Consider the following 24136-nt stretch of genomic DNA (forward strand, 5'->3'; position numbering starts at 1 on the left):
GATGATGACACCGGAAACCATCTCGGCAATAGCCCAGGACACCGTATTGATTTCCCTGAAATTAATGGGTCCTATCCTGATTGCCTCCTTGGTTGTCGGTTTGCTGGTGTCCATGTTTCAGGCGGCGACTTCGATTCAAGAACAGACTCTGACCTTTATCCCCAAGCTGGCGACTATTATCGCCGTGTTGATGATAGCCGGTCCCGGCATGTTACAAATGCTCATTGATTATTTCCAAGATTTGATGCGCGATATCCCCACGCTAATAGGATGAACTTCGGCGAAGACGAGTTACTGAGGTATCTTGCTTCGTTTGTCTGGCCATTCTTTCGCATCAGTTCCATGTTCATCACCGTGCCGGTTTTTAGCGTTAAAGCGGTGCCGGCCAAAGTAAGATTGATCGCCAGCGTATTGATTACCTGGGTCATTATGCCAACTTTGCCGGCGATGCCGGATATTGAAATATTTGGCTACCAAGGGTTTATGGTGGCGGTACAGCAAGTCGCCTTGGGGCTGACCACAGGCTTCATCCTGCAAATGGTGTTTTCCATCATGTTGTTTGCCGGACAGACTATCGCTTACAGCATGGGTTTGGGCTTTGCATCCATGGTCGATCCGGCAACTGGGGTGCAGGTGCCGGTGATCGCTCAATTATTTGTGATTAGCGGCAGCTTGTTATTTCTCGCGGTGGATGGCCATTTGTTGCTGATCGAGATGTTGGCGCAAAGCTTCCATACATTACCGGTTGGTAGTATGGGTATGGATAAGAGCGATGTGTGGCGAGTAATCAGTTGGAGCAGTCTGATATTTGCTGACGGCCTGCTACTGGCTATGCCTGTGATGGCGACCTTGTTATTCGTCAACATCAGCTTCGGTGTGGCGTCAAAAGCCGCGCCGCAGCTACAGATATTCGGCGTCGGCTTCCCTATCACCATCATGCTGGGTATGGGCTTAATCTGGATTGGCCTGCCGACCATGCTGGAAGGTTTTAGCGATATGCTGCACAACGGCTTCGCGCTGGTCCATGCATTATTGAGGTTGCAATAAATGGCGGAAGATTCCGGTCAAGATAAAACCGAAGACCCCACCGGCAAGCGACTTAGCGAGTCGCGTAAAAAAGGCCAGATTCCCCGTTCCAAGGAACTCAACACTTTTGTAACGTTGATTACCAGTTCGGCGCTGTTTTTCTATTTCGGGCAAGGCATGTGGCGCAGCATGCTGGAGATGATGAAGCATCCCTTGCAGTTGTCGCGGGAGGCTGTGTTCGATCCGGCGACTCCGCTGATTTATCTGAAGGCAGCGTTTGCCGAAGGTTTGTGGGTAATCCTGCCGTTTTTGGTGGTATTGGTGGTTGCGGATTTGGCGGCGGCTATGATGTTGGGTGGATGGAACTTTACCAGCGAAGCCTTCGAAATGAAGTTTTCCAAGCTCAATCCGCTGACCGGGATAAAAAAAATCATCGGAATTCAAGGCTTGGTCGAATTGGTCAAGGCCATCATCAAAACCATACTGGTTGCGATTGTCTCCTGGAATTTGTTCAAACTGTATTTCGATGATTTCATGGGCTTGAGCCGCTTGCCGCTCGATCAAGCCATCCATCATGTCGGCGATATTATTTCCTTCTGTTTAGTGATTTTGAGTGCTACCTTTTTATTGTTGGTAATGCTGGATGCCCCTTATCAGTTATGGAATCACCAGCGCCAACTGAAAATGACCAAGCAGGAAGTTCGGGACGAGGCTAAGGATCAAGAGGGTAATCCGGAAGTTAAAGGCAAAATCCGCCGCATGCAGATGGAGGCCGCGCAGCGGCGGATGATGGATGCGGTGCCTAGTGCCGACGTCATCGTCACCAATCCTACCCATTTCGCGGTAGCCTTAAAATACGATCAGAACGGCAATGGTGCACCTTTGCTGGTTGCCAAAGGCACGGATTTAGTTGCCGCACAGATCCGCCAGCTGGCAATGGTCTCGCAAGTACCCTTGGTCGCAGCGCCTTCGCTAGCAAGAGCTTTATACTATTCCACCGACCTGAATCAGGAAATACCTCGCGGCTTATTCTTAGCCGTCGCTCAAGTATTGGCCTATGTTTTTCAATTACGGGCTTCGACGCAATACGGCTGGAACAAACCGGTTCCGCCTACCGATGTGCAAGTACCCGACGACTTTAAGCAATAGCCCGGTATCGAGCTGAATTATGGATTTTACGAAAATACTCAACTCACTTAAGGCGCTGACCGGCTTGGGCTTGGGCGCGCCACTATTGATCGTGATGTTGCTGGCGTTGTTGATTTTGCCGCTGCCGCCGTTTGTGCTGGATCTGTTTTTTACCTTCAATATCGCGTTTTCGCTGATCATCTTGTTGGTGGTGATTTACACCCTCAAGCCGCTGGAGTTTGCCTCATTTCCTACCGTCATTCTGGTCGCAACCTTGTTGCGGCTATCCCTGAACGTGGCGTCCACCCGGGTCGTATTGATTCGCGGCCATGAGGGCGGAGATGCCGCCGGCAAAGTCATCGAAGCTTTCGGTTCGTTCGTCATCGGTGGCAATTTTGCGGTGGGTATCGTGGTGTTTGCGATTTTAGTGGTCATCAATTTTATGGTGGTCACCAAAGGTGCCGGACGGGTCGCGGAAGTGAGCGCCCGTTTTACCTTGGATGCGATGCCGGGCAAGCAGATGGCTATCGATGCCGATTTGAATTCGGGGTTGATCAACCAAGATGAAGCGCGTGCCCGCCGCGAAGAAGTGGCCGCCGAAGCCGATTTTTACGGTTCCATGGATGGTGCCAGTAAATTCGTGCGTGGCGACGCGGTAGCCGGCATCATCATTTTGTTTGTGAATATGATAGGCGGCTTGGCGATAGGTGTGGGGCAGCACGGCATGAGCTTTGCCGACGCCGCCAATATTTATGTCTTGCTGACCATCGGTGACGGTTTGGTGGCGCAGATTCCGTCGCTGTTGTTGTCGGTGGCCGCGGCGATGGTGGTGACGCGGGTTCGCGGCAGCAAGCAGGATATTGGTAAACAGTTAAGTTCACAGCTGTTCGAAGATCCGCGTACTTTGTTGGTCACTGCGGCGGTGATGGGTATCCTGGGTATCATCCCCGGCATGCCGAATTTGGTGTTCATCCTGTTAGCACTGACATTGGTCGGTGGGGCCTATTTGATTGATAGACGCCGCAAGTTGGAGGAAGAAAAAGCCCTGGAAATGGAGCGCATCGTTTCGCCGCCGCAACTAGCCAAGACCGAAATCAAGGAATTAGGCTGGGACGATGTAATGCCGGTCGATGCCATTGGTCTGGAAGTGGGGTACCGCTTGATTCCGCTGGTGGATAGAAATCAAGGCGGCCAATTGATGATGCGCATCAAGGGTGTGCGCAAGAAGTTATCGCAAGAACTGGGCTTTCTGATTCCGTCGGTGCACATCCGGGATAACCTGGATTTGTCACCTACCGAATACCGGATTTCCTTGATGGGGGTGAGCGTCGGCGAAGCCAATATCATGCCCGAGAAAGAAATGGCGATTAATCCCGGCCGGGTGTTCGGTACTTTGCAAGGCGCGCCTTGTAAGGATCCGGCGTTTGGTTTGGATGCGATCTGGATCGACGCCAATCAAAAAGACCAAGCGCAAACTCTGGGTTACACGGTTGTCGATCCCAGCACCGTGGTGGCCACGCATCTCAGTCATATTCTGCAAAGCAATGCGCATGAATTGTTCGGTTACGAGGAGGCGCAGCAGTTGCTGGATAATTTGTCCAAAGTGGCACCAAAGCTGGTCGAGGATCTGGTGCCGAAAACCTTGCCCTTGGGTATTTTGGTCAAGGTTCTGCAAAATCTGCTGCAAGAGCGGGTTTCAATTCGCGATTTACGAACCATCGCCGAAACTTTGGCGGAGTACGGGGTGAAGAGTCAAGATCCGGACATCTTGACCTCGGCGGTGCGGGCGGCCTTGGGGCGCTCAATTGTCCATGAAATCAATGGAGTACAGACAGAGATTCCGGTTATTACCCTTGATCCAGGATTGGAACAGATATTGCATAGATCATTGCAGACGGCGGGCGAAGGTGGTGCCGGTTTAGAACCCGGTCTAGCCGAGCAGATGCACAAATCCCTGGAGGAAAGTGCGCAAAGGATGGAAATGGAAGGGCAGACTGCGGTGTTGTTGGTGTCTTCTTATATTCGTCCTTGGTTGGCTCGCTTCGTTCGTCATTCGATATCCGGCTTACATGTGCTGGCCTATAATGAAATCCCGCAAGATCGGCAGATCAGGGTGGTTTCCACAGTAGGACAGCGGGGACAATAAAACAGAGGTTGCGCGATGAAAATTAAACGCTTTTTTGCAGCAGACATACGGCAGGCCATGCGCATGGTCAAAGAAGAATTGGGCGCCGATGCAGTGATTATGTCCAACCGTTCTGTGGATGGCGGCGTGGAAATCGTGGCGGCCCGCGACTTTGACGAACAGGTCATTCATAAAAATCTCAAGCAACGCGAAGACGAAAAATCACCGCCCAATGAAGTTAAAAAAGTCGATTTGCCCGATCTCGAAGCCGAAAAGAAATCGCTGCATGTTTTAAGTAGCGCCAGAAAACGCGGCGCGGAAGGCAGCATTCCGGAAAATCCGATCCGTCGCAACCTGGATCAATACGTCGGTTATGCCGAAAAATTGCAGGTTGGGCATAACAACGCGCAGAAAATCGCCGAAAAAGTTCGCCAAGTTGAAAAAATTGAAAAACCAGCCTGGGCAAGTGCCGATCCCAAAATCAAACCGTTGACCGAGCCACGGCCGGTGCAAGCGCACAACGGCGATAAATTCCTCGACGAAATGCGCGCGGAAATGAAAGAACTGCGGACGATGTTGGACAGCAAGCTGTCGAATATCGTCATGCAAATACCGCAACACGGGCTACCTTTACACGATGATTTGCGCGATCGGATGTTGGAGTGTGGCTTCTCGAAAAACTTGGCAGGCAAGATAGCCAACCGGTTGGGTAGCCACAAGCAATTCGATTTGGCCATCGGCAAAGCCCAGGAAATGTTGGCCAGACTGGTGCCGATAGCCGACGACAACCTGTTGGATCAAGGCGGTATCGCCGCATTGGTTGGCTCCACCGGGGTCGGTAAAACTACGACAGTCGCTAAATTGGCCGCGCAGTTTATTTTAAAACATGGTTCTCGGCAGATTGCGTTGATTACCACCGATAATTATCGGATCGGTGCGCACGAGCAAATCAACACTTACGGCAGAATTCTGGATGTACCGGTCAGAGTGGCGGGCGATGCGGAAGAGTTGCGCAGGCATATCAATAGTTTTTCCGATAAACGCCTGATTTTGATCGACACCGCCGGCATGAGTCAGCGCGATATGCGTTTGGCCGAGCAGCTGAAAACTTTGCAACACGGCGATTTGCCTATACGCTCATATTTGGTGATGTCCGCCACCACGCAATACAAAGCAATGCTGGAAATTATGGATGCGTTCCGAATACTCGAACCACAAGCGACTATACTAACCAAGTTTGATGAGGCAGTTAGCAAAGGTACCGCGTTGTCGGCGATTATCGAGCGGCGTATGCCATTGTCATTTATCACTGACGGTCAGCAGGTTCCGGAAGATATTTACTTGCCCGATGCCGATGCTTTGATTCGGCAGTGTATGGAAAGTGTCGATCAGGACCATGGCTATGGCGACGATGTGAATGTTGAAGACTGGATGGCGGAAAGCCATGCATAAGTCATTCGATCAGGCAGCTGGAATTAGACAAATGAGACATATGAAACCGGTGCGAGTAATCGCGGTAACAAGTGGCAAGGGCGGGGTTGGTAAAACCAATCTTTCCGTCAATATCGGCGTGGCGCTGTCTAAAATGGGTAGGCGGGTGGCTATACTCGATGCCGATATGGGCTTGGCTAATGTCGATATTTTGCTGGGCATGTTTCCCGAATTCAATTTGTCGCATGTATTGAGCGGCGAAAAAAGCTTGAAGGACATTATGATGACCGGACCTTCGGGGCTGAAAATCATTCCGGCGTCGTCGGGTATTCAGCGGATGTCCGATTTGTCGAGTATCGAGCAAGCCGGCGTGATAAGGGCTTTTAGCGAAATCGACCGAGAGTTGGATGTGTTGATCGTCGATACCGCTGCCGGTATTTCGGCAAGCGTGGTGAATTTTGCCCGGGCTTGCCAAGAAATAATCGTGGTGGTTTGCGACGAACCCACCTCGTTGGCTGATGCTTATGCGTATATCAAGCTGTTGAATAGAGATTACGGGTTGAATAGCTTTCATATCATTACGAATATGGTGCAGTCGGCTGAGCATGGACAGGCCTTGTTCAATAAGCTGAGTAAAGTGACGGACCGTTATTTGGATGTGGCCTTGCAGTTTGTCGGCGCGGTGCCGCAGGACGAATATTTGAAAAAATCCGTGCAAAAACAAACGCCAGTGGTGGAAGCATTCCCGCAAAGTAAGGCGGCGCTGGCGATTAAGAATTTGGCGCGAAAAATCGACAGCTGGCCGATCAAGCCCAAAGCGGGCGGCTACCTGGAGTTTTTTGTCGAACGGATGATTCAGTACAGCGCGAAAGAGGATGTTGCATGAGTGGAGCGGCAATGTATGCTGCTGTGCAGGCTGGAAATGTTGATGCCTTAGTCATTCAACATGCGCCGCTGGTAAAACGCATTGCCTACCACTTAATGGGACGACTGCCCGATACGGTGCAGCTCGATGATTTGATTCAATCCGGCATGCTGGGCTTGCTGGAAGCGCTGAAACATTATGATGCTGGGCAGGGTGCCAGTTTCGATACCTATGCCGGTATCCGCATTCGCGGGGCCATGCTGGATGAATTGCGCCGTTCGGATTGGACGCCGCGTTCGGTGCATAAGAAAGCCCGGATGGTGGCGGAGGCGATACGCGAGGTTGAGAATCAGCTGGGACGTGATGCCAAGGATACCGAAGTGGCCGGACATATGGGTATCGATTTGACTGAATACCATCATATTTTGCAGGACGCGGTGTCTTGTAAGACCTTTAGCGTCGAAGAATTGGTGCAAGGCGAAGACAGTGTTATAGATGATGTGCACGGCAATCAGCAGCCGGAAGATGTGCTGATCCAACAGAATTTTCAAAAAGCCCTAGCCAAGGCCATCTCGGAATTACCGGAACGGGAGCGCTTAGTCATATCGCTGTATTACGACGAAGAGCTGAATTTGCGTGAGATAGGCAAGGTGCTTGATGTCAGCGAATCGCGGGTTAGCCAAATTTGTAGTCAGGCGATGTTGCGTTTACGCGCTAGACTTGTGGATTGGGTGGAAGGGAAAGATAATGAAAAGTGCAGCTAATGTGTGGTTATTGCAGGAATTTTTCGCAATTATTGGTCACAATTTAGCGGTTTCTTAACAATAAAGTAATCTGGGTGGAGATTATCCTTGGATAAAAATATGCGTATTCTGGTTGTCGATGACTTTTCGACAATGCGGAGAATAGTAAAAAACCTGTTGAAAGATCTGGGTTTTACCAACACCGTGGAAGCGGACGACGGTAAAACAGCACTGCCTATTCTGGAAAAAGGCGGTATCGATTTTTTGATCACCGATTGGAATATGCCGGGCATGACCGGCATCGATTTATTGAAGGCCGTCAGGTCTACTCCCAGTTTGGCCAATCTGCCGGTGTTGATGGTCACAGCCGAAGCCAAGCGCGAGCAAATCATTATGGCTGCACAGGCCGGTGTAAATGGTTATGTCATCAAGCCTTTTACGGCTGCTACGCTTAAAGAGAAAATCGAAAAGATTTTTGAACGCATCGACGGCTGAAGCACAGGGAGATTACCATGAATACTGACCTGCTGAGTTTGGCCCGAGATTTGGTCGCAGCATTAGAAAAGTGCGACGAAGCGGCTGCCGATGAAATTCTTGATCAAGTAGCCGGATTAAGAGAAACACAATTGTTTAAAGAAATTGGCCGCCTAACTCGCCAATTGCACGACACCATGGTGAGTTTTTCCGTCGACTCAAAAATAGCAGCCATGGCTGAGCACGATATACCGGATGCCAAGGAGCGTCTGCATTATGTGATCGCGATGACGGAGCAAGCCGCAGATCAAACCTTAACCGCCGTTGAAGAGTTGTTGCCGGTATCGGATGAACTGAACGGGCAGGTTAAACAATTGTCGGCGCAATGGAATCGCTTTTTGGATCGGGAAATGCCATTTGACGAGTTTAAGGCCATGAGCGCCGACCTCAGTCAGTATTTTGAGCAGTCGCAAGTGTCTCTGGAGAAAATCCAGGCGGGCCTAAGCGATATATTGATGGCGCAAGGGTTTCAAGATATTACCGGGCAGATTATCCGCCGGGTTATCGATTTGGTGCAGGATCTTGAAGGCAGCATGGTTAATCTGATCAAAATTTCCAGCCGCAAAATTACGCCAAGCAGCGGTGCCGCGTTGCAGCCCGAAGTGCCCGGACCGGTTGTCCCCGGAGTAGATGACAGAGCCGGTGATGTGGCCACCAGTCAGGTCGATGTTGATGACTTACTGTCTAGTCTAGGTTTCTGAGGAAAACAACATGGCGATCGATCTGGACGACGAAATATTGCAAGACTTCCTGGTCGAAGCCGGGGAGATTCTCGATTCTCTGGGTGAGCAGCTGGTGGAACTGGAGCAATCGCCTGGCGATCTCGATCTTCTGAATTCCATATTTCGCGGGTTCCACACCATAAAGGGCGGCGCCGGTTTTTTGGCTATTAGCGCCTTAGTCGATGTCTGTCACAACGCCGAAGACGTTTTTAACGTGCTCAGACAGGGTGATCGCCAAGTCACGCCGGATTTGATGGACGTGATTTTGCAAGTCGTGGACATCGTCAACGAGATGTTCGGGCAAGTCCGTTCGGGCAATACCCCAAAATCGGCGGATCAAGGTCTTTTGAAACGCTTGAAATCTTACGCGGGGCCGGCCGAAGCTGCCGCGCCTGCTGAGATAGCGGTTGAAGCCGCTGTCATCAACGAAACCTCCGAATCCACCCCGCCGCTATCCCCTCAAGAATCCGCAGCGCAAGACTATGATGCAATGCTCGATCCAGAGGAGTTATTGGCCAGCGAATCCGCCTCGGAAGATGGCGATGAAATTACCGAGCAGGAATTCGAAGATTTGCTGGATGCGCTGCATGGTAAGGGCGGTTCTCCCACCGCGAACATCGCAGCGCAATCGGCAGTGCCGACGGCGGATGACGAAATCAGTGAAGACGAGTTTGAAAATCTGCTGGACGAGTTGCATGGCAAAGGTAAGTTTTCTGTAAAAACCGAGCCGTCTGTGCCCGCCGCCGATTCCGGCGATATTACCGACGAGGAGTTCGATAAGGTCCTCGATGCTTTGCACGGCAAAGGTAAGTTCGATGCTGCCAATTTGGGCAAGATTGATGAGCCGGCTGCGGGTGAAAAAAACCCACCAATTAAAAATGTAGAGTTGCCTGTCGAGAAACCGTTCGTGGCGGCTAAACCTGAGCCGGTCGCGAAACCGTCCGTCGATGTGGAGCCGGAAAATAGCTTAGGCAAAGTAGCGTCGGTAGTAGATTCCGTTTCCGACAAGAGTAAAGCCGCCACACCCCAAGCCGATACCACCGTCAGGGTAGATACCCAGATTTTGGACGATATTATGAACATGGTCGGCGAGCTGGTTCTGGTGCGTAACCGTTTCCAGACGCTTAAAGCCAATGCTGAAGCCGGAGAGCAGTTGTCCAAAGCGATATCCAATTTGGACGTGGTGACTGCCGATTTACAATTGGCGGTCATGAAAACCCGGATGCAGCCAATCAAAAAAGTCTTCGGGCGTTTTCCGCGTGTGGTACGCGATTTGGCTAGAAGTCTGAAAAAAGAAATCAGGCTGGAGTTGGTGGGTGAAGAAACCGATCTCGACAAAAATCTGGTCGAGGCTCTGGCGGATCCTTTAGTGCATTTGGTCAGGAATGCGGTAGATCACGGAATCGAATCGCCGGATGAGCGCGAAGCCAACGGCAAACCTCGGGAAGGCGTGGTGATATTGAAAGCGTCTCAGGAAGGCGATCATATTCAGTTGTCCATCAAAGACGACGGCAAGGGCATGAACCCCGACATACTGCGCGCCAAAGTGGTGGAAAAAGGCTTGATGGATGAAGAAAGCGCCGCCCGTCTTGACGATAAAGAGTGTTACAACCTAATTTTTCTGCCCGGATTTTCCACCAAAACTGAAATTTCCGACGTGTCCGGTCGTGGTGTCGGCATGGACGTGGTGAAAACACGGATCGCGCAAATGAACGGCGTGGTGGAAATTGATTCGGTGGAAGGCAAGGGCAGCACCATTATAATCAAGGTGCCGTTGACTTTGGCTATTATGCCGACCCTTATGGTGAAGTTGCGCGGGCAGGCTTTCGCGTTACCCTTGGCCAGCGTTTTGGAGATACTCGATCTGGATTTGAGCAAAACCAATAAGGTAGATGGTCAATTGGTGGTAATGGTCAGAAACAAGGCCTTGCCGCTGTTTTATTTAAGTGAGTGGCTGGTTAGAGGTTCTTATTTCACAGGCGAAACGCAGCCGACCAATCATGTGGTGGTGGTGAACGCTGGCGGCAGGCATGTCGGGTTCGTGGTGGATCAATTAATCGGTCAGGAAGAAGTGGTGATTAAAGCGCTGGGTGCCAAGTTACATGGATTGGAAGGATTGGCGGGAGCAACCATCACCGGTGACGGCAAGATAGCGCTGATACTCGATGTGCCTGGCCTGATGAAGAAGTATGCGATGTGACGCGGCAATATGACCATTCGGGTGCTGATCGTCGACGACTCCAGTTTTATCTGTAAAAGAATTCGGGAAATTTTAGAAGAGGATCAAGAGTTTAAAGTGATAGGCGTCGCTCACGACGGTCGCGAAGCCATAGAACTTGCGGCAAGTCTGCAGCCGGACGTTATCACCATGGATGTGGAGATGCCAATCATGGATGGTATCACGGCAGTCAAAAAAATCATGGGCACCCGGCCTTGTCCGATACTAATGTTTTCGGCAATGACGCAAGTCGGCGCTCAAGCCACTCTGGATGCGTTGAATGCCGGCGCTATCGACTTTTTGCCCAAGCAGTTGGAAGACATTGATGCTAATCGTGAAACGGCCCGCTACTTACTGAGATATAGAGTGAGAATGGTGGCTTCTCAGGCTACTAGAATGTCTTCCCCACGACCTCTGCCGCGCGTGAATCAAGAAGAACATCAGAGCTCAACCGCCGAAAACCCCGTAGTTAAGCCGATACGCGCTGCGTCCGCGTGGCCCAAAACTGCAACCAGCAGCAAAATCGAGCTTTTGGTGGTTGCCGCCTCGACCGGCGGGCCGGTCGCCATGCAATACGTGCTGAGCAAAATTCCGGCTGAGTGTTCGATACCCATATTGCTGGTGCAACACATGCCGCCTAATTTCACCAAAAGCTTTGCCGAACGCTTGAATTTGCTTTGCAATATTAATGTCAGGGAGGCGCGGGATGGTGACGTATTGCAGCCGGGGACCGCGTTATTGGGGCCAGGTGCAATGCAGATGCAAGTTAAGCAAGTAGCCGGTGAGCGGCGGATTGTGTTGCGGGCCAAGCAAAATGGGGAAATTTATAGTCCCTGTGTAGATATTACTTTTGACTCGCTTGCCGAGGTATTCGCCGGGCATGTGTTGGCGGTGGTGTTGACCGGCATGGGCGCAGACGGCAAGGCTGGCGCTATGAAGTTAAGGCAGCGCGGCGCGCAAATCTGGGCGCAGGACGAGGCTACAAGTACTATCTACGGCATGCCGAAAGCCATCGCAGAAGCCGGTCTGGCGGATCATATTTATTCTCTGGAAGAGATTGCCAACCAATTTAAAAAATTACATTGATGGATATTCTCAGTATTTTGGGTGTGTTGATAGGCTTTGCCGCGATTATCGGCGGTAACCTAATGGGCGGAGGAGAACTCGGGTCCCTGATCAATTTTCATGCCTTCATTATTGTGGTGGGTGGTACGCTGGGAGCGACACTGTTGCAATTTCCGCCCAAGGTATTTCTGCGCAGCTTACGTATTTTGAGTTGGATTTTTGTGCCGCAAAATTTGCAGCTCAAAAAGCAAATCGACAAGATTGTGCGCTGGAGCTCTCTGGCCCGTAAGGAAGGCTTGCTGGGCTTGGAATCGGTTATCGAAACCGAAAAAGACAGTTTTGCCAAAAAAGGTTTGCAGTTGCTGGTCGATGGCAACGAGCCGGAAGTGATACGCGATTGCCTTGAGGTTGAGCTAACGACAAAGGAGCATTTGGATACCCAGGCGGCTAGGGTTTTTGAGGCGATGGGTGGGTATGCGCCTACTATCGGCATTATCGGCGCGGTAATAGGCTTGATTCATGTGATGCAGAACCTCGCCAAGCCGGAGTTATTGGGCAGCGGCATCGCGACAGCTTTCGTGGCGACTATTTACGGTGTCGGCTTGGCCAATCTGTTGTTTATTCCTATCGCCAATAAGCTGAAGAGTCTGATTTTCGAAGCATCGCAAGCCAGGGAAATGGTGATAGAAGGCATTTCGTCGATAGCCGAGGGCGAAAACCCGCGTAATATCGAGTTGAAATTATCCGGTTTTTTATTGGAAAAATAAGGGAGGCCTTATGAGTCGGCGCAAACGTAGACCATTGCAACAGGCCGATAATCACGACCGCTGGATGGTGTCTTACGCGGATTTCGTGACCTTGCTGTTTGCGTTTTTTGTGGTGATGTATTCGATTTCCTCGGTAAATAAGGGTAAGTACGAAACATTCTCCGAATCGCTGGACCAGGCTCTGTTTCACAACGAGAAGATTCAAAAAGAAGCAGAGCCGATTCAGGTTGGCACGATTCCCACCACGATCCAGCCGATTGAATTGCCAAATTTGATGACGGCCGAGGAAAGAGAGCTGAGCGAAGAAATCATGCAGGAAAAACGCCGGCTGGATGAAGTGTCGCAGGAGTTTCAACGAGCCTTGCAGCCTTTTGTGGAAAGCCAGTTGGTGGGTATCAAACAGCACGATTTCTGGGTGGAACTGGAAATGAATAGCGAGTTACTGTTTGCCAGCGGTAAGGCCGAGCTCTCCAGCAAGGCTGTTCCGGTGTTGCAGAAAGTTGCAGAGGCCGTGCGCGACGTACCCAATGTGATCAATGTCGAGGGATACACCGACAACGTACCGATTTCCACCGGCTTTTATCCATCCAATTGGGACTTGTCCTCAGCCAGGGCAACCAGTGTTGTCAAGGAATTGGTAAAAAACAATATTCCGGCGACACGATTATCGGCGGTGGGCTATGGAGAATTTCATCCGATCGCCGATAACAAAGACGAGGAGGGGCGTTTTAAAAATCGGCGAGTTGTATTGGTGCTGATGTCGCAAGCCTTTGCTCGTTACGGCATGACTGACGACGAACGCGCGAAAGTGCTGAATTTGGCGCCGTCACAGCCCAGCTCGCCACCTGAAACCGCAGTTGAAAAGACGCCGGAAGCGCCGGCTCAGTTATGAAAATATGGTCAGTTTCCAATCAAAAAGGCGGCGTCGGTAAAACGACTACCGTGGTGACACTGGGTGGCTTGTTGTCGTCCTGGGGGTTCAGGACTTTGCTGGTCGATTTAGATCCGCATGGTTCGTTGACCAGCTATTTCAAGATGAATCCGGATGAGATCGAGCTTGGCGTTTACAATTTATTTCTCGACGCCAGCGAGAAAAAGAAAAACGTCGATCCCCAGGTCTATATCGCCAAAACAGACTTCGACGGTATCGATGTCTTGCCCGCATCCACCGCTATAGCCACCTTGGATAGGCAGGTCGCCGCAATCGGCGGCATGGGCTTGGTGGTTGCTACCGCATTGCACAAAGTGGCCGACCAATATGACTATGTGATTATCGATAGCCCGCCGATGTTGGGGGTGTTAATGATCAATGCGCTGGCGGCCTGCGATCATTTAGTGATTCCGGTTTTAGCCGAATTCCTGGCCCTAAAAGGTCTGGATAGAATGGTGCATACCATAAAAATGGTTTTTCATTCCCGGAAAACACCGCCTAAATTCACTATCGTGCCGACCATGTTTGATAAACGCACCAAGGCGGCTCGCGACAGCTTAGCGGCCTTACATCAACAGTATCCGGACAATGCCTGGAGTTCGGTCGTCCCGGTGGATACTAAAGTGCGGGATGCCAGCCAGGCCGGTATTCCCTTACCCCTGTACGACAAAAGCGCGCGTGCGGCCGAAGCCTATGCCGAATTGTTGGAACTGTTATTGCTTGATAAGAGTCCAGACAAAAACTTGGCACCGCATAAATGACTCAGGCAAAACCACCCCCCAGTATCGTTGATCAACAGTTAGCGCTTGATGTGTATCTGCAGACGCTATTGGATGAGGTGCCCGAGGCTGAGGAAGCTGTTAACGTAAAGTCGGCAATATCGCTGGAACAGCTTGTTGTTGAGGAGCCTATCAAATTGCCGGATCCTGCTCCGGTCGTGACCGGCATTCCAAAAGCAAGCTCCAAAGCACTGGTCAGGAACCGACAACCCAAGCTTGTAGAGCCGGAAATCCCGGCTAAACTACAGGCACTGTCTATCATGCCGGATTGGTCGCAGTACGAGTTTCAGGCTTTGTTTTTTAAGGTTGATAAGCTGATATTGGCAACGCCGCTGATCGAGTTGTCGAGAACGATAAAAATCGACCGCAAACCCACGAAAATTCCCGGACAACCCTCTTGGTTCTTGGGTTTGCTGGACGAGCATGATAGCCGTATCGGCGTGCTTGATACCCGGCAGCTGATTTTTGGCAAAAGCCGAGGCCTGCAACCGGATAGTGAGGAGTATCCGTTCGAGCGCATTTTAATCACCCAGGATAAAAAATGGGGTTTGGTGTGTGATGAAATTCTCTCCATCGGTAAAGTAAAGCCCGATGGGGTCAGATGGCGAACGGCCAGACAAAAAAAACCATGGTTAATCGGTACGGTAATAGACGAGTTGACAGCGATTATCGATGTTAAACAGCTGGTACCGCATAGAAAAAATAGTTAAACAGCATCTGGATACAACAAAATGAGCGAAGATAAAAAACAAGGCGACCCTATCATGCAATGGGTGACTTTTTGTCTAGGCGACGAAAAGTACGGCATCAATGTCATGCAAGTGCAAGAGGTGTTGCGGATTACCGAAATTGCCCCGGTGCCCGGTGCGCCGTCCTATGTATTGGGGATTATCAATTTACGCGGTAATGTGGTGACGGTCATCGATACCCGTAACCGTTTCGGCTTACCGTCCAAAGACACCGATGATGCGTCACGGGTAGTGATCATCGAAACCGACCGGCATATCATCGGCATTTTGGTTGATAGCGTCGCCGAAGTCGTGGAAATGCGCGCTTCCGAGATTGAAACCGCGCCTAACGTCGGCAATGAAGAAAGCTCAAAATACATTCAAGGTGTCACCAGTCGCGACAATCAGTTGTTAATTCTGGTGGATTTGAATAAATTCCTCAGCGACGACGAAAAAGCCGAGCTGGATATGTTTTGATTGCCTGACTAGGCATGCGAGGTGCAACATGACCGAAATAACACCGATCACGCCTTTTTCCCCAGTACACACGATATACAAGGTTGAGCGCGAAGAGCGTGAAAAGCGCCAGCCGCAAAAACAACCGCAGACCAAACCCGACCCAAACAAAGACAATAAACAGCCTGCCGAGCATGTTGACGAAATAGTGTGATGAGCGAATATTTAGTGCTGGTTTTGGCGGGGGTAGTCGTATTTATGCTAGCGGTGTTAGTTCGGCTGTTGCGCCAGCAGCAAACACTAAAACAACAATTTCAGCGTCTTGAAGAGCGGGTGCAGCGTAGCAACGAGGATGTGGCCGGCCTTTGCTCTGCCGCTGTGGCTGTTGATCGGCGGCTGGCGGCGAACGACTCGCGATTGAATAGCATTGTCGATCAAGTCAACACGCAACGGCAAACCGTTGCTGACGTGGCGCCCGCTGAACCTATCCCCGCAGGTGGCTATGAAGATGTCATCCAAAAAATCCGCAGCGGGGTTGGCATTGAGGCGCTGGTCCGGGATTGCGGCTTGACCCGTGATGAAGCGGTGTTATTAATGCGTTTGCATGGCGGCGGCAAACGTTCCGGTTTGGGTTAGGCGCTGGTCGTTTCCAGATACTGGTCCACGCCCCGTTCCGCACGAGTTATCGATATATCCGCTACCCTCTGTAACAAACGCCGGTAATTTTCATCGTGTTGACTTCTATCGTTATGCCGGTGCCAAAGATGTAATACCGGTACCGCAAAGCGGCCTTCTTTCCGTTTGACGCCTTGATGAATCAGGCGGATCACTAAGTCCGAATCTTCATATCCCCAGCCTTCGAAGACTTCATCAAAACCATTTGTTGCCAGAAAATTGTCTTTCCAGACCGCCAGATTGCAAGTCATGGCTTTTTGCCAATTCTGCGGTTGCCGATAACGCCAGCTGTGCAGCGGTAAGTACAGTAAAGGCAACAAACGGTTAATGCGGCCTTGCAGCCGTTGCCATAAAAAAAAGCCAAGTGACTGTTTGTGCAGGGGTATTTTTTGCCCTAATACCAGTGATGTGTAAGCTTCGTTCAATAACAGCCGGTTGCCCGGAACGAAATAACCGGTTTCGGCCAATTGTCGATGATTTCTAATAAAATCCGGTAGCGCGACGCAATCGCCGTCCATAAACAGCAGATAATCGCCGCGACTTGCGGCAACCGCTTTGTTACGGATAGTGCCGGCCCGAAATCCCTTATCCTCATGCCAAACGTGCCGCAATGGAATTTCGCTGGTTTCGATAAAGCCTTTGATCAATTCCTGCGTTGCAGTACCGGAACCGTCATCGGCGATGATGATTTCAAACCGGCGATCTTGTTGAGCCATCAGGGCGAGTAAACAGGCGGAAAGCGCGTCCGGCCAGTTATAGGTGGTGACGATGACAGAAATCAAGCTGTTCATTTGCTGGCTGTTTTACTGCAAAGCTCGCGTAGTTTCAGGTATTTGTAATAACTGCCCTCGGCGTTGGATATGGCCAACATTAAGCCTTCCGAGCCATCCAGAATGGCTGCCTGGACGAAGTAAGTGCGGATGAAGGTCCACAGGCCCTTGCCGATGGCTTTGCCCAAGCTGGCCCGCTTACCGTGATTGAACATTTTCTCGGCACCCAGCGAAGAATAAGCGTTGATCTTATGCAGCACCTCGGTCGGATCGACAAAGGCCTCATGCCAGAGCGGGTTTTTAAGCCGACGAATAGTTCCCACAACCTCAATACGCTCATGCACGACTTCGCTACTGAAGCGTCCGACATCGCGGCGAAACAGTCTCAGCACGTAATCCGGCCACCAGCCTCCATGCTTGATTTGCTTGCCGCAGTAGCTGGATAAGCGGGGGATTTCGAAGCCCTGCACCTCGTTTTGCTGCATGGCTTGCAGGATTTCGGCTTTTAACGCCGGCCCGATTTCCTCGTCGGCATCGATAGACAGTACCCAATCGCCGCGCGCCTTGTCCAACGCCCGCTGTTTTTGCGGCCCAAATCCGGGCCAGTCGGTGATGAAGACTTTGTTGGTAAATTGTCGGCAAATCGCGACAGTCTCATCGCTACTACCCGAGTCGAGAACAATGATTTCATCTGCCCAAGCAACCGATGCCAGGCAGCGGCCGATATGTTGCGCCTCGTTTTTGGTGATGACGATAACGCTAAGCATTGGCCTGACGAAGGGCGGAATCCGCAGGATGACTTAGCAACGCGCCGAGAAAAAACGCCAGCAAATAGCCTTCAGCAAAAGTTTTGAAATGCGAGTTGAACAGGCTTGAAGCACAAATTGCCACCAAAAAACTGGCGGCAATCGGCCCGTAGGGCTTGTTATTCATACCCTGGCGCAATGCGACGACAATATAAGCAAAGAACAACAGCAAGCCGACCAAGCCGTTTTCTAGCCAAATAAACAGGTATTGATTATGCGGGTCGCTGGTGCTGGTGCCTTGCCATCCCTGGCTTTTGGCCAAGGCATAATTACTGTAGGTTGGTTTGAACGATGACGTGCCATAGCCAAACCAAGGCGCTTTCTCGATGAGTTCCACGGTGTTTTTGTAAAAGACCACCCGAATGCCAACGGACGTTAAATCCTGGCTGCTTTGATAACTAGCTTGTTCGTCCCAGGCCAGTCTGAATCGGTCTTGCAAGGTGTTGGAGCTCAGACCAAAGGCCACCAGCACGATGGCGGCTATCCCAATAATTTGTGGTAGTTTGCTGTAGCCATATATCGAGCCCAATGCAAAAACCGCGGCGATGGGGACAGCCAAATAGCCACTCCTACCCGTGCTGATGAAGAAAATATTGAATAAAAATATGGCCATTCCCGCCCACACGGCATATTTCCAATGTGGGGTCAGCGGTTCTTGCACCAGGAAGATCGCGCAAAGCAGGGCCGCCACAAAAGCAGTACTCTGGGTGGCGTGATTGGTCATGAAAATGCCGGCTTCCCGGCTGTCCCTAACGATAAGCTCCAATGCCCAAAGCGGCATCGCAATAATGCCAGCCACCACCATGGCGACAAAATAGCTGTAGACAAAACGTTTTTGCCACTGCGATTGCTGAAAAACACCGAGTAGCAGGAACACGTAAAGTAGTTTTTTCCAGCTGGATAAGGTTTCCAATTTGCTGTGCCAGTCTGTATCCGCGTAAAGCGTGCCGATGATTAACCAGGCAAAGAAAAGCACGATCATTTTTCCGATCGGCTGTTGCCAAGATAATTTAAGTGTTTGCAATGCCTGGCCGGAGATTAGCCAGAATACCAGTAACGCCACGCTGGCTATGCTGGCAACCGCCGTGGAAACGGGAGCGGCGATAGCAGCGGCAATAGCGAGGCCGCGACAGATGTTGAGCGATGTCTCGGATGTCAGGGGGGATGCAAGCATATTTTGTAGCCTTAGCGCCATAACTGATAAATGTATTTACGCTTGAGTTTTTCCCAGCGGAAAAACAGTCCTTTCAGCCAGGTGGGCGGATCGGCTTCCAAAGCACTTTTGAACAGGCCGTTTTTACTGCCTTGTTCGATGACAGGATCTTCCAGCCAAATCATTTGAATGCCGAGCTGTTTGTCGATTTTTTCGAACTGATTGTCAATCGGTTCGGCGATTTTGTGAGTTTTAATCCAGTCTAGTCTCTGACGGGCGGTGCTGGAATCAATAAGATAGGAATCGGCAAAGCGACCGCGATGCCCGAGATACAGGTATTGATCCGGTTTGCGCTGACTCTTGGGCGTAAAAAAATTACCGCCGGAGCCGACGTAGATGACTTTGTAGCCGGGAAATTGCCCGCTCTGACTGAGCGCGCGCTGCAAACCGAGCTGAATATCCTTACTGAACACGGCATCGTCTTCCAGTACCAAACAGAAACCTTGGCCATTACCGTCCGCAATTCTCTGTAAGGCTGCCACATGCTTTAATGCGCAGGATTGCTGAGCCGTAGTCAGATGATGGTCGTCACGGAAATACTCGGCCACCACGCTGTCTGTCAAATCGCCTATATCCCAGTCGAAAATAAATTCCGCCGACATCCCGAAATCGCGTAGTTGTTGTTCCATGAACATACGGCGTTGACTGAACGCTTTGACATTCAAAACCAAAATGCGGTCAAGGCTAGGCGATTGCATCATGCGAAATTGTAGTTAGGCTGCTGAAAAAAGCGGCGATTATCGACGGTTTTGTGGAAAATAACATCATCGTTATGGCCGTTTGGCTTGCAATGTTTGCGCGATCACGTCGATCACCCGGCCACTGGATAACTGATCAAGGCAGGCGCTGTAGCTCTCACGGTGCCGGTCGCAACCTTCCAGTTGGCAGGGTAGGCAGTTTTGTTCGGTTTGGCCTTGCAGCAGATACACGTTATTTACTTGGCTTGAACCACGAGACGCGAATGGCGTTTTATCTTCGCCGTATCCGCACGGCCAGGGTGCCCATTTTTCCGGATCGGTGGGTCCGAATAAGGCAAAAGTCAGTGTGCCGGTGGCCGCCGCCAAGTGGGTGATGCCGGTGTCGGGGCCGACGAATAATGCGGCTTTGCCAATCAAAGCGGACAATTGCGCCAGCGAAAGCTGACCGGCAAGATTGATGACATCTGTTGGCAGTTGTTGCTGTATTTCTCGCAAGGCTGCCAACTCGGTAGGGCTGCCGCTGCCGGTTAATACGACTTTAAAACCTTGCCGGTCTAAAAAGGCGATGAGCTCGCACCAGCCCTCGGCGTGCCACTGTTTATAGCGCCATTGCGGCATAATATGTAGAACGACGTAGGGACCAGTTATGCTGGGTATCGGCGTCGAGCTTTGCGGCGGAGTCAGGCGATAGCAAGGCGCTATTCCCAGTAACTTGCAGAAGCGCAAGTTTTCCAAGACGGCGTGACCGTAATCGCTGCTAAATACCAGCCAGCGTTTGAGTAGCGCTTTTTTCCACCAAGCCTTAGTAGCATCGCCAGGCACAAAGCCGATGCTGATTTTCCCGGCTATCGCTGCGCACAAAGTTGGCCGGTCGCCAGCTTGCGTGGAAATGGCTAAATCGTAACGCCGAAATAGGCTGAATAACAATTTGCCGAATGCCAAGCCGCCAGGCTTGCCCGCTACGGTTAATAAGCGCCGGATGTCGGGATTGCCTTCCAGCATACCGGCGTTGCTGGAAGGCAGTAGAACGTCAATGTCAGCGTCCGGATAGGCTTGCTTCAGCGACGAGATGAGTGGGGTAACCAGCAGCGTATCGCCTAGATAACGCAGGGTTATCACCAAAATGCGTTTAGGTTGTATATTGAGCGGTTTTTGGTTGGGCATGGAACGCTGGCTGATCAACATGGCTGTACATTTTAAAGGTAAACAGTATTGAACACGTTACAAAATTCGCGCAAAACCATGACGGACAGCCAGGTGTACAAACGCTTACTTGCGTTTGTGTTGCCGTATTGGCGTTTATTTTTGGTAACTGCCATCGGTTTTGCGATCTATGCCGCGACCGAGCCGGCGGTGGTCATGATTATTCAGCGCATCATCGACAGCTTTGGGGCGCCGGATCGGGGAGATATTCAATATCTGCCGCTGGCCTTCGTGGTGTTGTTTCTGGTACGCGGCATAGGCTCGTTTTTGGGTAATTATTACCTGGCGCGAATTTCCGGCAATTTGATTCACAAGCTGCGTTGCGAGATTTTTAATCAGTACACCCGCTTGTCGGTGCAATATTTCGATGCGCATAACAGCGGCTACATGATTTCGCGGATTACCAATAATATCGGCGAAGTCACGCGGGCGACGTCCGATTCGATTCGTTCTTTCGTGCGCGAAGGTTTTACTGCGGTGGGCTTGCTGGGTTATCTGGCTTATACCAACTGGCAGCTCTCCTTGGTGTTTTTGGCGATAGCACCGGTGGTAGCGATCATGGTGCGTTATGTCGGCAAACGTTTAAAACGGCTGAGCCGCAATATGCAAGACACGGTCGGTGATTTGACGCACATCACTTCGGAGATGGTCTCCGGAAACCGTATCGTAAAAAGTTTCGGCGGGGAAGATTACGAGCGGCAACGCTTTAAGAAAGCCAGTCTGGAAAATCGTGGTCAACATCGCAAGCTGATCATGACCGTATCGCTAAATAATCCGTTGATGCAACTGGTCATTTCTTTTGCCTTGGCCGGCATGATGTATCTGGCCTTGATCATGATGAAATCGTCCAGCCCGGGTGAATTTGTCGGCTTTTTTACCGCGGCATTCTTGTTGCCCAAGCCGATTCGGCAATTGAGCGATGCCAATTCCGAGATCTTGCGCGGTATCGCGGCGGCGGAGTCTTTGTTCGAAGTATTGGACGAGCCGGCGGAAATCGATGGTGGCGACTATCAGGTTGAGCGCAGTCAAGGCCGCATCGAATTCAAAAATCTCAGTTTTAGCTATCCCGGCAGCGAAACCCCGGCATTGAATAATATTAATGTGACAATTGAACCCGGCCAGACCGTAGCTTTGGTGGGTGCTTCAGGTGGCGGCAAAAGCACGATGATTAACCTGTTGCCACGTTTTTATGACTACGAGCAGGGCGAGATTTTGATTGATGGCGTGCCGTTAAAGCGTTACCGCTTGGACAGTTTGCGCCGACAGATTGCCTTGGTCACGCAGAATGTCACCTTGTTCAACGCTTCCGTCGCGAATAATATCGCCTATGGCGCGTTACAAGGCGCGGCCAGAGAGCAGATAGAGCAGGCCGCGGTCGATGCCTATGCAATGGACTTTATCAGCAAAATGCCGCAAGGATTAGAGACCGAAATCGGCGAGAACGGCGTGAAACTGTCCGGCGGCCAGCGGCAGCGCTTGGCCTTGGCGCGAGCTTTGTTAAAAGATGCGCCGATTTTGATTCTGGATGAAGCCACCTCAGCGTTGGATACCGAATCGGAGCGCTATATTCAGGCTGCATTAAATCGGGTGATGCAGGGCCGCACGACCTTGGTGGTGGCGCATCGCTTGTCCACCATCGAGAGTGCGGATGTGATCTTGGTAATGGACAAAGGCCGGATTGTCGAGCAAGGCTCGCATCGCGAACTGTTGGCTCGCGATGGGGCGTATGCCAAATTGCATAAGATGCAGTTTCAGGATGGCGGTCAAACAGAGCAGCCGGAGACTGCTGTCGGGCAGGAGTGAAGAGTCAGCCGGCGGCTCAGATGATTCGCCGGCTGGGATAGGTGTTTAAAATTGTTTGGAGTTTTTGCTGTTGCGAAATATCAACGGTTTTTCCCGATCAGACAAGGCGAGTTCGCGCGCCGAATCAATCGCGGCGTCGATTCTATGCCGTTCCGGGGACTTGCTGCACACCGGATCGGTGCTGTACATGTCGCCGTTGAACAAGAAGGCCTGGCAGCGGCAACCGCCGAAGTCCTTGCCTTTCTCGTCGCAGCTGCGGCAAGGCTCCTGCATCCATTCCGTGCCACGGAAGAAGTTGAAGGTTTTCGACTCATTCCAGATTTCTTCGATGCTGAAATCCTTGACGTTGGGGCAATCCAGGCCTGGTAGTTCACGCGCCGAATGGCAGGGCAACGCCGTACCGTCCGGGGCGATGGTCAAAAACGTCGTGCCCCAACCGTTCATGCAAGCCTTTGGTCGGTCTTCGTAATAATCCGGCACCACATAGTAAATTTTCATCTTGCCGGCGACTTTTTCTTTATAAGCCTGAGCAAGTTTTTCCGCTTCCTGGAATTGCTCGCGGGTCGGCAGTAGGGCGTCCCTATTCAAATGCGCCCAGCCGTAATATTGGGTGTTGGCTAATTCCAGATAATCGGCGCCGAGGTTTTCGGCCATCTCCAGAATTTGCGGCATTTGATGAATGTTTTCGCGGTGGATCACCACGCACAGCACCATGGGATAGCCGTGTTTCTTAATCAGTCTCGCCACGTCCTGCTTGTGCTGGTAAGTTGCGGTACCGGCGATGTGGTCGTTCAGTTCTTGGGTGCTGGCCTGGATACTGATTTGGATATGGTCTAACCCGGCTTGTTTCAATTCGACGATTTTTTCTTCGCTCAAACCGTAGCCGGAAGTGATCAGGTTGGAGTAATAACCCAGTTCGCGCGCGTATGCTACCAATTCTGTCAAGTCCTGGCGGGTTAGCGGTTCGCCGCCGGAAAATCCCAACTGTACCGCACCCATTTTGCGCGCCTGGCTTAATACGCGCTTCCAATCCTCGGTACTTAATTCGTTCGGATATTTAGCGTAATCCAAGGGGTTGGAGCAATAAGGGCATTGCAGTGGGCACTTGTAGCTCAGCTCGGCCAACAGCCAGCGCGGCGGGGTGATATTAAGCTTGCTTGATCCAGCCATTTTGTAATGCTACGTTCAAAAAGTTAGTGATGTCGTTGGTCAGGCCGGATGTGGCGAATTTTTCTTCCAATTCGGCGACTATTTGCCCCAATATCCGGCTGCCGTCGCACAGCTTGAGTATCTCCGCAGAACTTTGGTTCAACTCGACCATCCCTTCCGGATACAGAATCACGTATTTTTGCTGAGCTTCTTCCCATTGCAGCCGGTGCAGCGGCGAGAATTTGATAAGTTGATCGGGGGTGATGGTCATAGAGTTCCGGTATGTAAGCAAACGACTGGC

Annotated in this window: 26 protein-coding genes; 19 read left to right on the forward strand and 7 right to left on the reverse strand. The window is 51.2% G+C overall.

What is annotated here, in order from left to right; translation table 11 throughout:
• Position 1 precedes the first annotated feature (1 nt).
• From fliQ to ACR02O_RS04770, 18 genes are all read left to right on the forward strand, one after another.
• Positions 2–274 carry a flagellar biosynthesis protein FliQ gene (gene fliQ, locus ACR02O_RS04685; protein ID WP_020483676.1) on the forward strand — a complete coding sequence of 91 codons (273 nt, stop codon included), beginning with the start codon at positions 2–4 and terminating at the stop codon, positions 272–274.
• Positions 271–1047, forward strand: a complete 777-nt coding sequence (fliR, locus tag ACR02O_RS04690) for a flagellar biosynthetic protein FliR (RefSeq protein WP_494522883.1) — start codon at positions 271–273, stop codon at positions 1045–1047. The genes fliQ and fliR overlap by 4 nt, the downstream gene beginning before the upstream one ends.
• Positions 1048–2175, forward strand: coding sequence for a flagellar biosynthesis protein FlhB (flhB, locus tag ACR02O_RS04695; protein ID WP_458138979.1), 1128 nt, complete (start codon positions 1048–1050; stop codon positions 2173–2175).
• Positions 2176–2194: 19 nt separating this feature from the next.
• Positions 2195–4300 (forward strand): flagellar biosynthesis protein FlhA, encoded by a 2106-nt coding sequence (gene flhA / locus ACR02O_RS04700; protein ID WP_458138980.1) that lies wholly within the window; start codon positions 2195–2197, stop codon positions 4298–4300.
• Between the two features lie 15 nt (positions 4301–4315).
• Positions 4316–5731 carry a flagellar biosynthesis GTPase FlhF gene (flhF, locus tag ACR02O_RS04705; RefSeq protein ID WP_494522884.1) on the forward strand — a complete coding sequence of 472 codons (1416 nt, stop codon included), beginning with the start codon at positions 4316–4318 and terminating at the stop codon, positions 5729–5731.
• Positions 5732–5762: 31 nt separating this feature from the next.
• Positions 5763–6596, forward strand: a complete 834-nt coding sequence (locus ACR02O_RS04710; RefSeq protein ID WP_223146802.1) for a MinD/ParA family protein — start codon at positions 5763–5765, stop codon at positions 6594–6596.
• Positions 6593–7339, forward strand: coding sequence for an RNA polymerase sigma factor FliA (locus ACR02O_RS04715; protein ID WP_494522885.1), 747 nt, complete (start codon positions 6593–6595; stop codon positions 7337–7339). Before ACR02O_RS04710 ends, ACR02O_RS04715 begins: the two co-directional genes overlap by 4 nt.
• Positions 7340–7438: 99 nt before the next feature.
• Positions 7439–7813, forward strand: coding sequence for a chemotaxis response regulator CheY (locus tag ACR02O_RS04720; protein WP_033193930.1), 375 nt, complete (start codon positions 7439–7441; stop codon positions 7811–7813).
• A gap of 17 nt (positions 7814–7830) precedes the next feature.
• Positions 7831–8553 (forward strand): protein phosphatase CheZ, encoded by a 723-nt coding sequence (locus ACR02O_RS04725; protein ID WP_319962278.1) that lies wholly within the window; start codon positions 7831–7833, stop codon positions 8551–8553.
• Positions 8554–8563: 10 nt separating this feature from the next.
• Positions 8564–10774 carry a chemotaxis protein CheA gene (locus ACR02O_RS04730; protein WP_458138982.1) on the forward strand — a complete coding sequence of 737 codons (2211 nt, stop codon included), beginning with the start codon at positions 8564–8566 and terminating at the stop codon, positions 10772–10774.
• Positions 10775–10783: 9 nt separating this feature from the next.
• On the forward strand, positions 10784–11878 hold the full coding sequence (locus tag ACR02O_RS04735) for a protein-glutamate methylesterase/protein-glutamine glutaminase (RefSeq protein ID WP_458138983.1): 1095 nt from the start codon (positions 10784–10786) through the stop codon (positions 11876–11878).
• Positions 11878–12624 (forward strand): flagellar motor protein, encoded by a 747-nt coding sequence (locus ACR02O_RS04740; RefSeq protein ID WP_033159403.1) that lies wholly within the window; start codon positions 11878–11880, stop codon positions 12622–12624. Before ACR02O_RS04735 ends, ACR02O_RS04740 begins: the two co-directional genes overlap by 1 nt.
• 10 nt (positions 12625–12634) lie before the next feature.
• Positions 12635–13516, forward strand: a complete 882-nt coding sequence (gene motD / locus ACR02O_RS04745; RefSeq protein WP_458138984.1) for a flagellar motor protein MotD — start codon at positions 12635–12637, stop codon at positions 13514–13516.
• Complete coding sequence (locus ACR02O_RS04750) at positions 13513–14316, forward strand: ParA family protein (protein WP_101053267.1); 804 nt, start codon at positions 13513–13515, stop codon at positions 14314–14316. The genes motD and ACR02O_RS04750 overlap by 4 nt, the downstream gene beginning before the upstream one ends.
• Entirely contained in the window at positions 14313–15044 is a 732-nt protein-coding gene (locus ACR02O_RS04755; RefSeq protein WP_458138985.1) for a chemotaxis protein CheW, read from the forward strand. The genes ACR02O_RS04750 and ACR02O_RS04755 overlap by 4 nt, the downstream gene beginning before the upstream one ends.
• A 21-nt stretch (positions 15045–15065) precedes the next feature.
• Positions 15066–15539 (forward strand): chemotaxis protein CheW, encoded by a 474-nt coding sequence (locus ACR02O_RS04760; RefSeq protein WP_033159399.1) that lies wholly within the window; start codon positions 15066–15068, stop codon positions 15537–15539.
• 28 nt (positions 15540–15567) lie between these two features.
• Entirely contained in the window at positions 15568–15732 is a 165-nt protein-coding gene (locus tag ACR02O_RS04765) for a hypothetical protein (RefSeq protein ID WP_458138986.1), read from the forward strand.
• Positions 15732–16154 (forward strand): DUF2802 domain-containing protein, encoded by a 423-nt coding sequence (locus tag ACR02O_RS04770; RefSeq protein WP_033159398.1) that lies wholly within the window; start codon positions 15732–15734, stop codon positions 16152–16154. Before ACR02O_RS04765 ends, ACR02O_RS04770 begins: the two co-directional genes overlap by 1 nt.
• Here ACR02O_RS04770 and ACR02O_RS04775 read toward each other — a convergent pair.
• The 5 genes from ACR02O_RS04775 to ACR02O_RS04795 form a co-directional block, all read right to left on the reverse strand.
• A complete protein-coding gene (locus tag ACR02O_RS04775) occupies positions 16151–16984 on the reverse strand; it encodes a glycosyltransferase family 2 protein (protein WP_494522886.1) in 834 nt (277 codons plus the stop codon). The genes ACR02O_RS04770 and ACR02O_RS04775 overlap by 4 nt on opposite strands.
• Positions 16981–17730, reverse strand: a complete 750-nt coding sequence (locus tag ACR02O_RS04780; RefSeq protein ID WP_494522887.1) for a glycosyltransferase family 2 protein — start codon at positions 17728–17730, stop codon at positions 16981–16983. The genes ACR02O_RS04775 and ACR02O_RS04780 overlap by 4 nt, the downstream gene beginning before the upstream one ends.
• Positions 17723–18943 (reverse strand): O-antigen ligase family protein, encoded by a 1221-nt coding sequence (locus ACR02O_RS04785; RefSeq protein WP_494522888.1) that lies wholly within the window; start codon positions 18941–18943, stop codon positions 17723–17725. The genes ACR02O_RS04780 and ACR02O_RS04785 overlap by 8 nt, the downstream gene beginning before the upstream one ends.
• Positions 18944–18954: 11 nt before the next feature.
• On the reverse strand, positions 18955–19683 hold the full coding sequence (locus ACR02O_RS04790; protein ID WP_494522889.1) for a glycosyltransferase family 25 protein: 729 nt from the start codon (positions 19681–19683) through the stop codon (positions 18955–18957).
• 69 nt (positions 19684–19752) lie between these two features.
• A complete protein-coding gene (locus ACR02O_RS04795; RefSeq protein WP_494522890.1) occupies positions 19753–20844 on the reverse strand; it encodes a glycosyltransferase family 9 protein in 1092 nt (363 codons plus the stop codon).
• A gap of 78 nt (positions 20845–20922) precedes the next feature.
• Here ACR02O_RS04795 and msbA point away from each other — a divergent pair, with 78 nt between their 5' ends.
• Complete coding sequence (gene msbA, locus ACR02O_RS04800) at positions 20923–22686, forward strand: lipid A export permease/ATP-binding protein MsbA (protein ID WP_458139213.1); 1764 nt, start codon at positions 20923–20925, stop codon at positions 22684–22686.
• 45 nt (positions 22687–22731) lie between these two features.
• Here msbA and pqqE read toward each other — a convergent pair whose 3' ends face one another.
• Both pqqE and pqqD read right to left on the reverse strand, forming a co-directional pair.
• Positions 22732–23856, reverse strand: coding sequence for a pyrroloquinoline quinone biosynthesis protein PqqE (gene pqqE / locus ACR02O_RS04805; RefSeq protein ID WP_494522891.1), 1125 nt, complete (start codon positions 23854–23856; stop codon positions 22732–22734).
• Complete coding sequence (pqqD, locus tag ACR02O_RS04810) at positions 23834–24106, reverse strand: pyrroloquinoline quinone biosynthesis peptide chaperone PqqD (protein WP_494522892.1); 273 nt, start codon at positions 24104–24106, stop codon at positions 23834–23836. The genes pqqE and pqqD overlap by 23 nt, the downstream gene beginning before the upstream one ends.
• Positions 24107–24136 lie beyond the last annotated feature (30 nt).

Source organism: Methylomonas sp. PHL2-19 (assembly GCF_059331595.1).

What these genes read in the sequence shown, in the direction of transcription:
- fliQ (WP_020483676.1), top strand. Translation starts at nt 2, where the DNA reads ATGATGACACCGGAAACCATCTCGGCAATAGCCCAGGACACCGTATTG.
- fliR (WP_494522883.1), top strand. Translation starts at nt 271, where the DNA reads ATGAACTTCGGCGAAGACGAGTTACTGAGGTATCTTGCTTCGTTTGTC.
- flhB (WP_458138979.1), top strand. Translation starts at nt 1,048, where the DNA reads ATGGCGGAAGATTCCGGTCAAGATAAAACCGAAGACCCCACCGGCAAG.
- flhA (WP_458138980.1), top strand. Translation starts at nt 2,195, where the DNA reads ATGGATTTTACGAAAATACTCAACTCACTTAAGGCGCTGACCGGCTTG.
- flhF (WP_494522884.1), top strand. Translation starts at nt 4,316, where the DNA reads ATGAAAATTAAACGCTTTTTTGCAGCAGACATACGGCAGGCCATGCGC.
- ACR02O_RS04710 (WP_223146802.1), top strand. Translation starts at nt 5,763, where the DNA reads ATGAGACATATGAAACCGGTGCGAGTAATCGCGGTAACAAGTGGCAAG.
- ACR02O_RS04715 (WP_494522885.1), top strand. Translation starts at nt 6,593, where the DNA reads ATGAGTGGAGCGGCAATGTATGCTGCTGTGCAGGCTGGAAATGTTGAT.
- ACR02O_RS04720 (WP_033193930.1), top strand. Translation starts at nt 7,439, where the DNA reads ATGCGTATTCTGGTTGTCGATGACTTTTCGACAATGCGGAGAATAGTA.
- ACR02O_RS04725 (WP_319962278.1), top strand. Translation starts at nt 7,831, where the DNA reads ATGAATACTGACCTGCTGAGTTTGGCCCGAGATTTGGTCGCAGCATTA.
- ACR02O_RS04730 (WP_458138982.1), top strand. Translation starts at nt 8,564, where the DNA reads ATGGCGATCGATCTGGACGACGAAATATTGCAAGACTTCCTGGTCGAA.
- ACR02O_RS04735 (WP_458138983.1), top strand. Translation starts at nt 10,784, where the DNA reads ATGACCATTCGGGTGCTGATCGTCGACGACTCCAGTTTTATCTGTAAA.
- ACR02O_RS04740 (WP_033159403.1), top strand. Translation starts at nt 11,878, where the DNA reads ATGGATATTCTCAGTATTTTGGGTGTGTTGATAGGCTTTGCCGCGATT.
- motD (WP_458138984.1), top strand. Translation starts at nt 12,635, where the DNA reads ATGAGTCGGCGCAAACGTAGACCATTGCAACAGGCCGATAATCACGAC.
- ACR02O_RS04750 (WP_101053267.1), top strand. Translation starts at nt 13,513, where the DNA reads ATGAAAATATGGTCAGTTTCCAATCAAAAAGGCGGCGTCGGTAAAACG.
- ACR02O_RS04755 (WP_458138985.1), top strand. Translation starts at nt 14,313, where the DNA reads ATGACTCAGGCAAAACCACCCCCCAGTATCGTTGATCAACAGTTAGCG.
- ACR02O_RS04760 (WP_033159399.1), top strand. Translation starts at nt 15,066, where the DNA reads ATGAGCGAAGATAAAAAACAAGGCGACCCTATCATGCAATGGGTGACT.
- ACR02O_RS04765 (WP_458138986.1), top strand. Translation starts at nt 15,568, where the DNA reads ATGACCGAAATAACACCGATCACGCCTTTTTCCCCAGTACACACGATA.
- ACR02O_RS04770 (WP_033159398.1), top strand. Translation starts at nt 15,732, where the DNA reads ATGAGCGAATATTTAGTGCTGGTTTTGGCGGGGGTAGTCGTATTTATG.
- ACR02O_RS04775 (WP_494522886.1), bottom strand. Translation starts at nt 16,984, where the DNA reads ATGAACAGCTTGATTTCTGTCATCGTCACCACCTATAACTGGCCGGAC.
- ACR02O_RS04780 (WP_494522887.1), bottom strand. Translation starts at nt 17,730, where the DNA reads ATGCTTAGCGTTATCGTCATCACCAAAAACGAGGCGCAACATATCGGC.
- ACR02O_RS04785 (WP_494522888.1), bottom strand. Translation starts at nt 18,943, where the DNA reads ATGCTTGCATCCCCCCTGACATCCGAGACATCGCTCAACATCTGTCGC.
- ACR02O_RS04790 (WP_494522889.1), bottom strand. Translation starts at nt 19,683, where the DNA reads ATGATGCAATCGCCTAGCCTTGACCGCATTTTGGTTTTGAATGTCAAA.
- ACR02O_RS04795 (WP_494522890.1), bottom strand. Translation starts at nt 20,844, where the DNA reads ATGCCCAACCAAAAACCGCTCAATATACAACCTAAACGCATTTTGGTG.
- msbA (WP_458139213.1), top strand. Translation starts at nt 20,923, where the DNA reads ATGACGGACAGCCAGGTGTACAAACGCTTACTTGCGTTTGTGTTGCCG.
- pqqE (WP_494522891.1), bottom strand. Translation starts at nt 23,856, where the DNA reads ATGGCTGGATCAAGCAAGCTTAATATCACCCCGCCGCGCTGGCTGTTG.
- pqqD (WP_494522892.1), bottom strand. Translation starts at nt 24,106, where the DNA reads ATGACCATCACCCCCGATCAACTTATCAAATTCTCGCCGCTGCACCGG.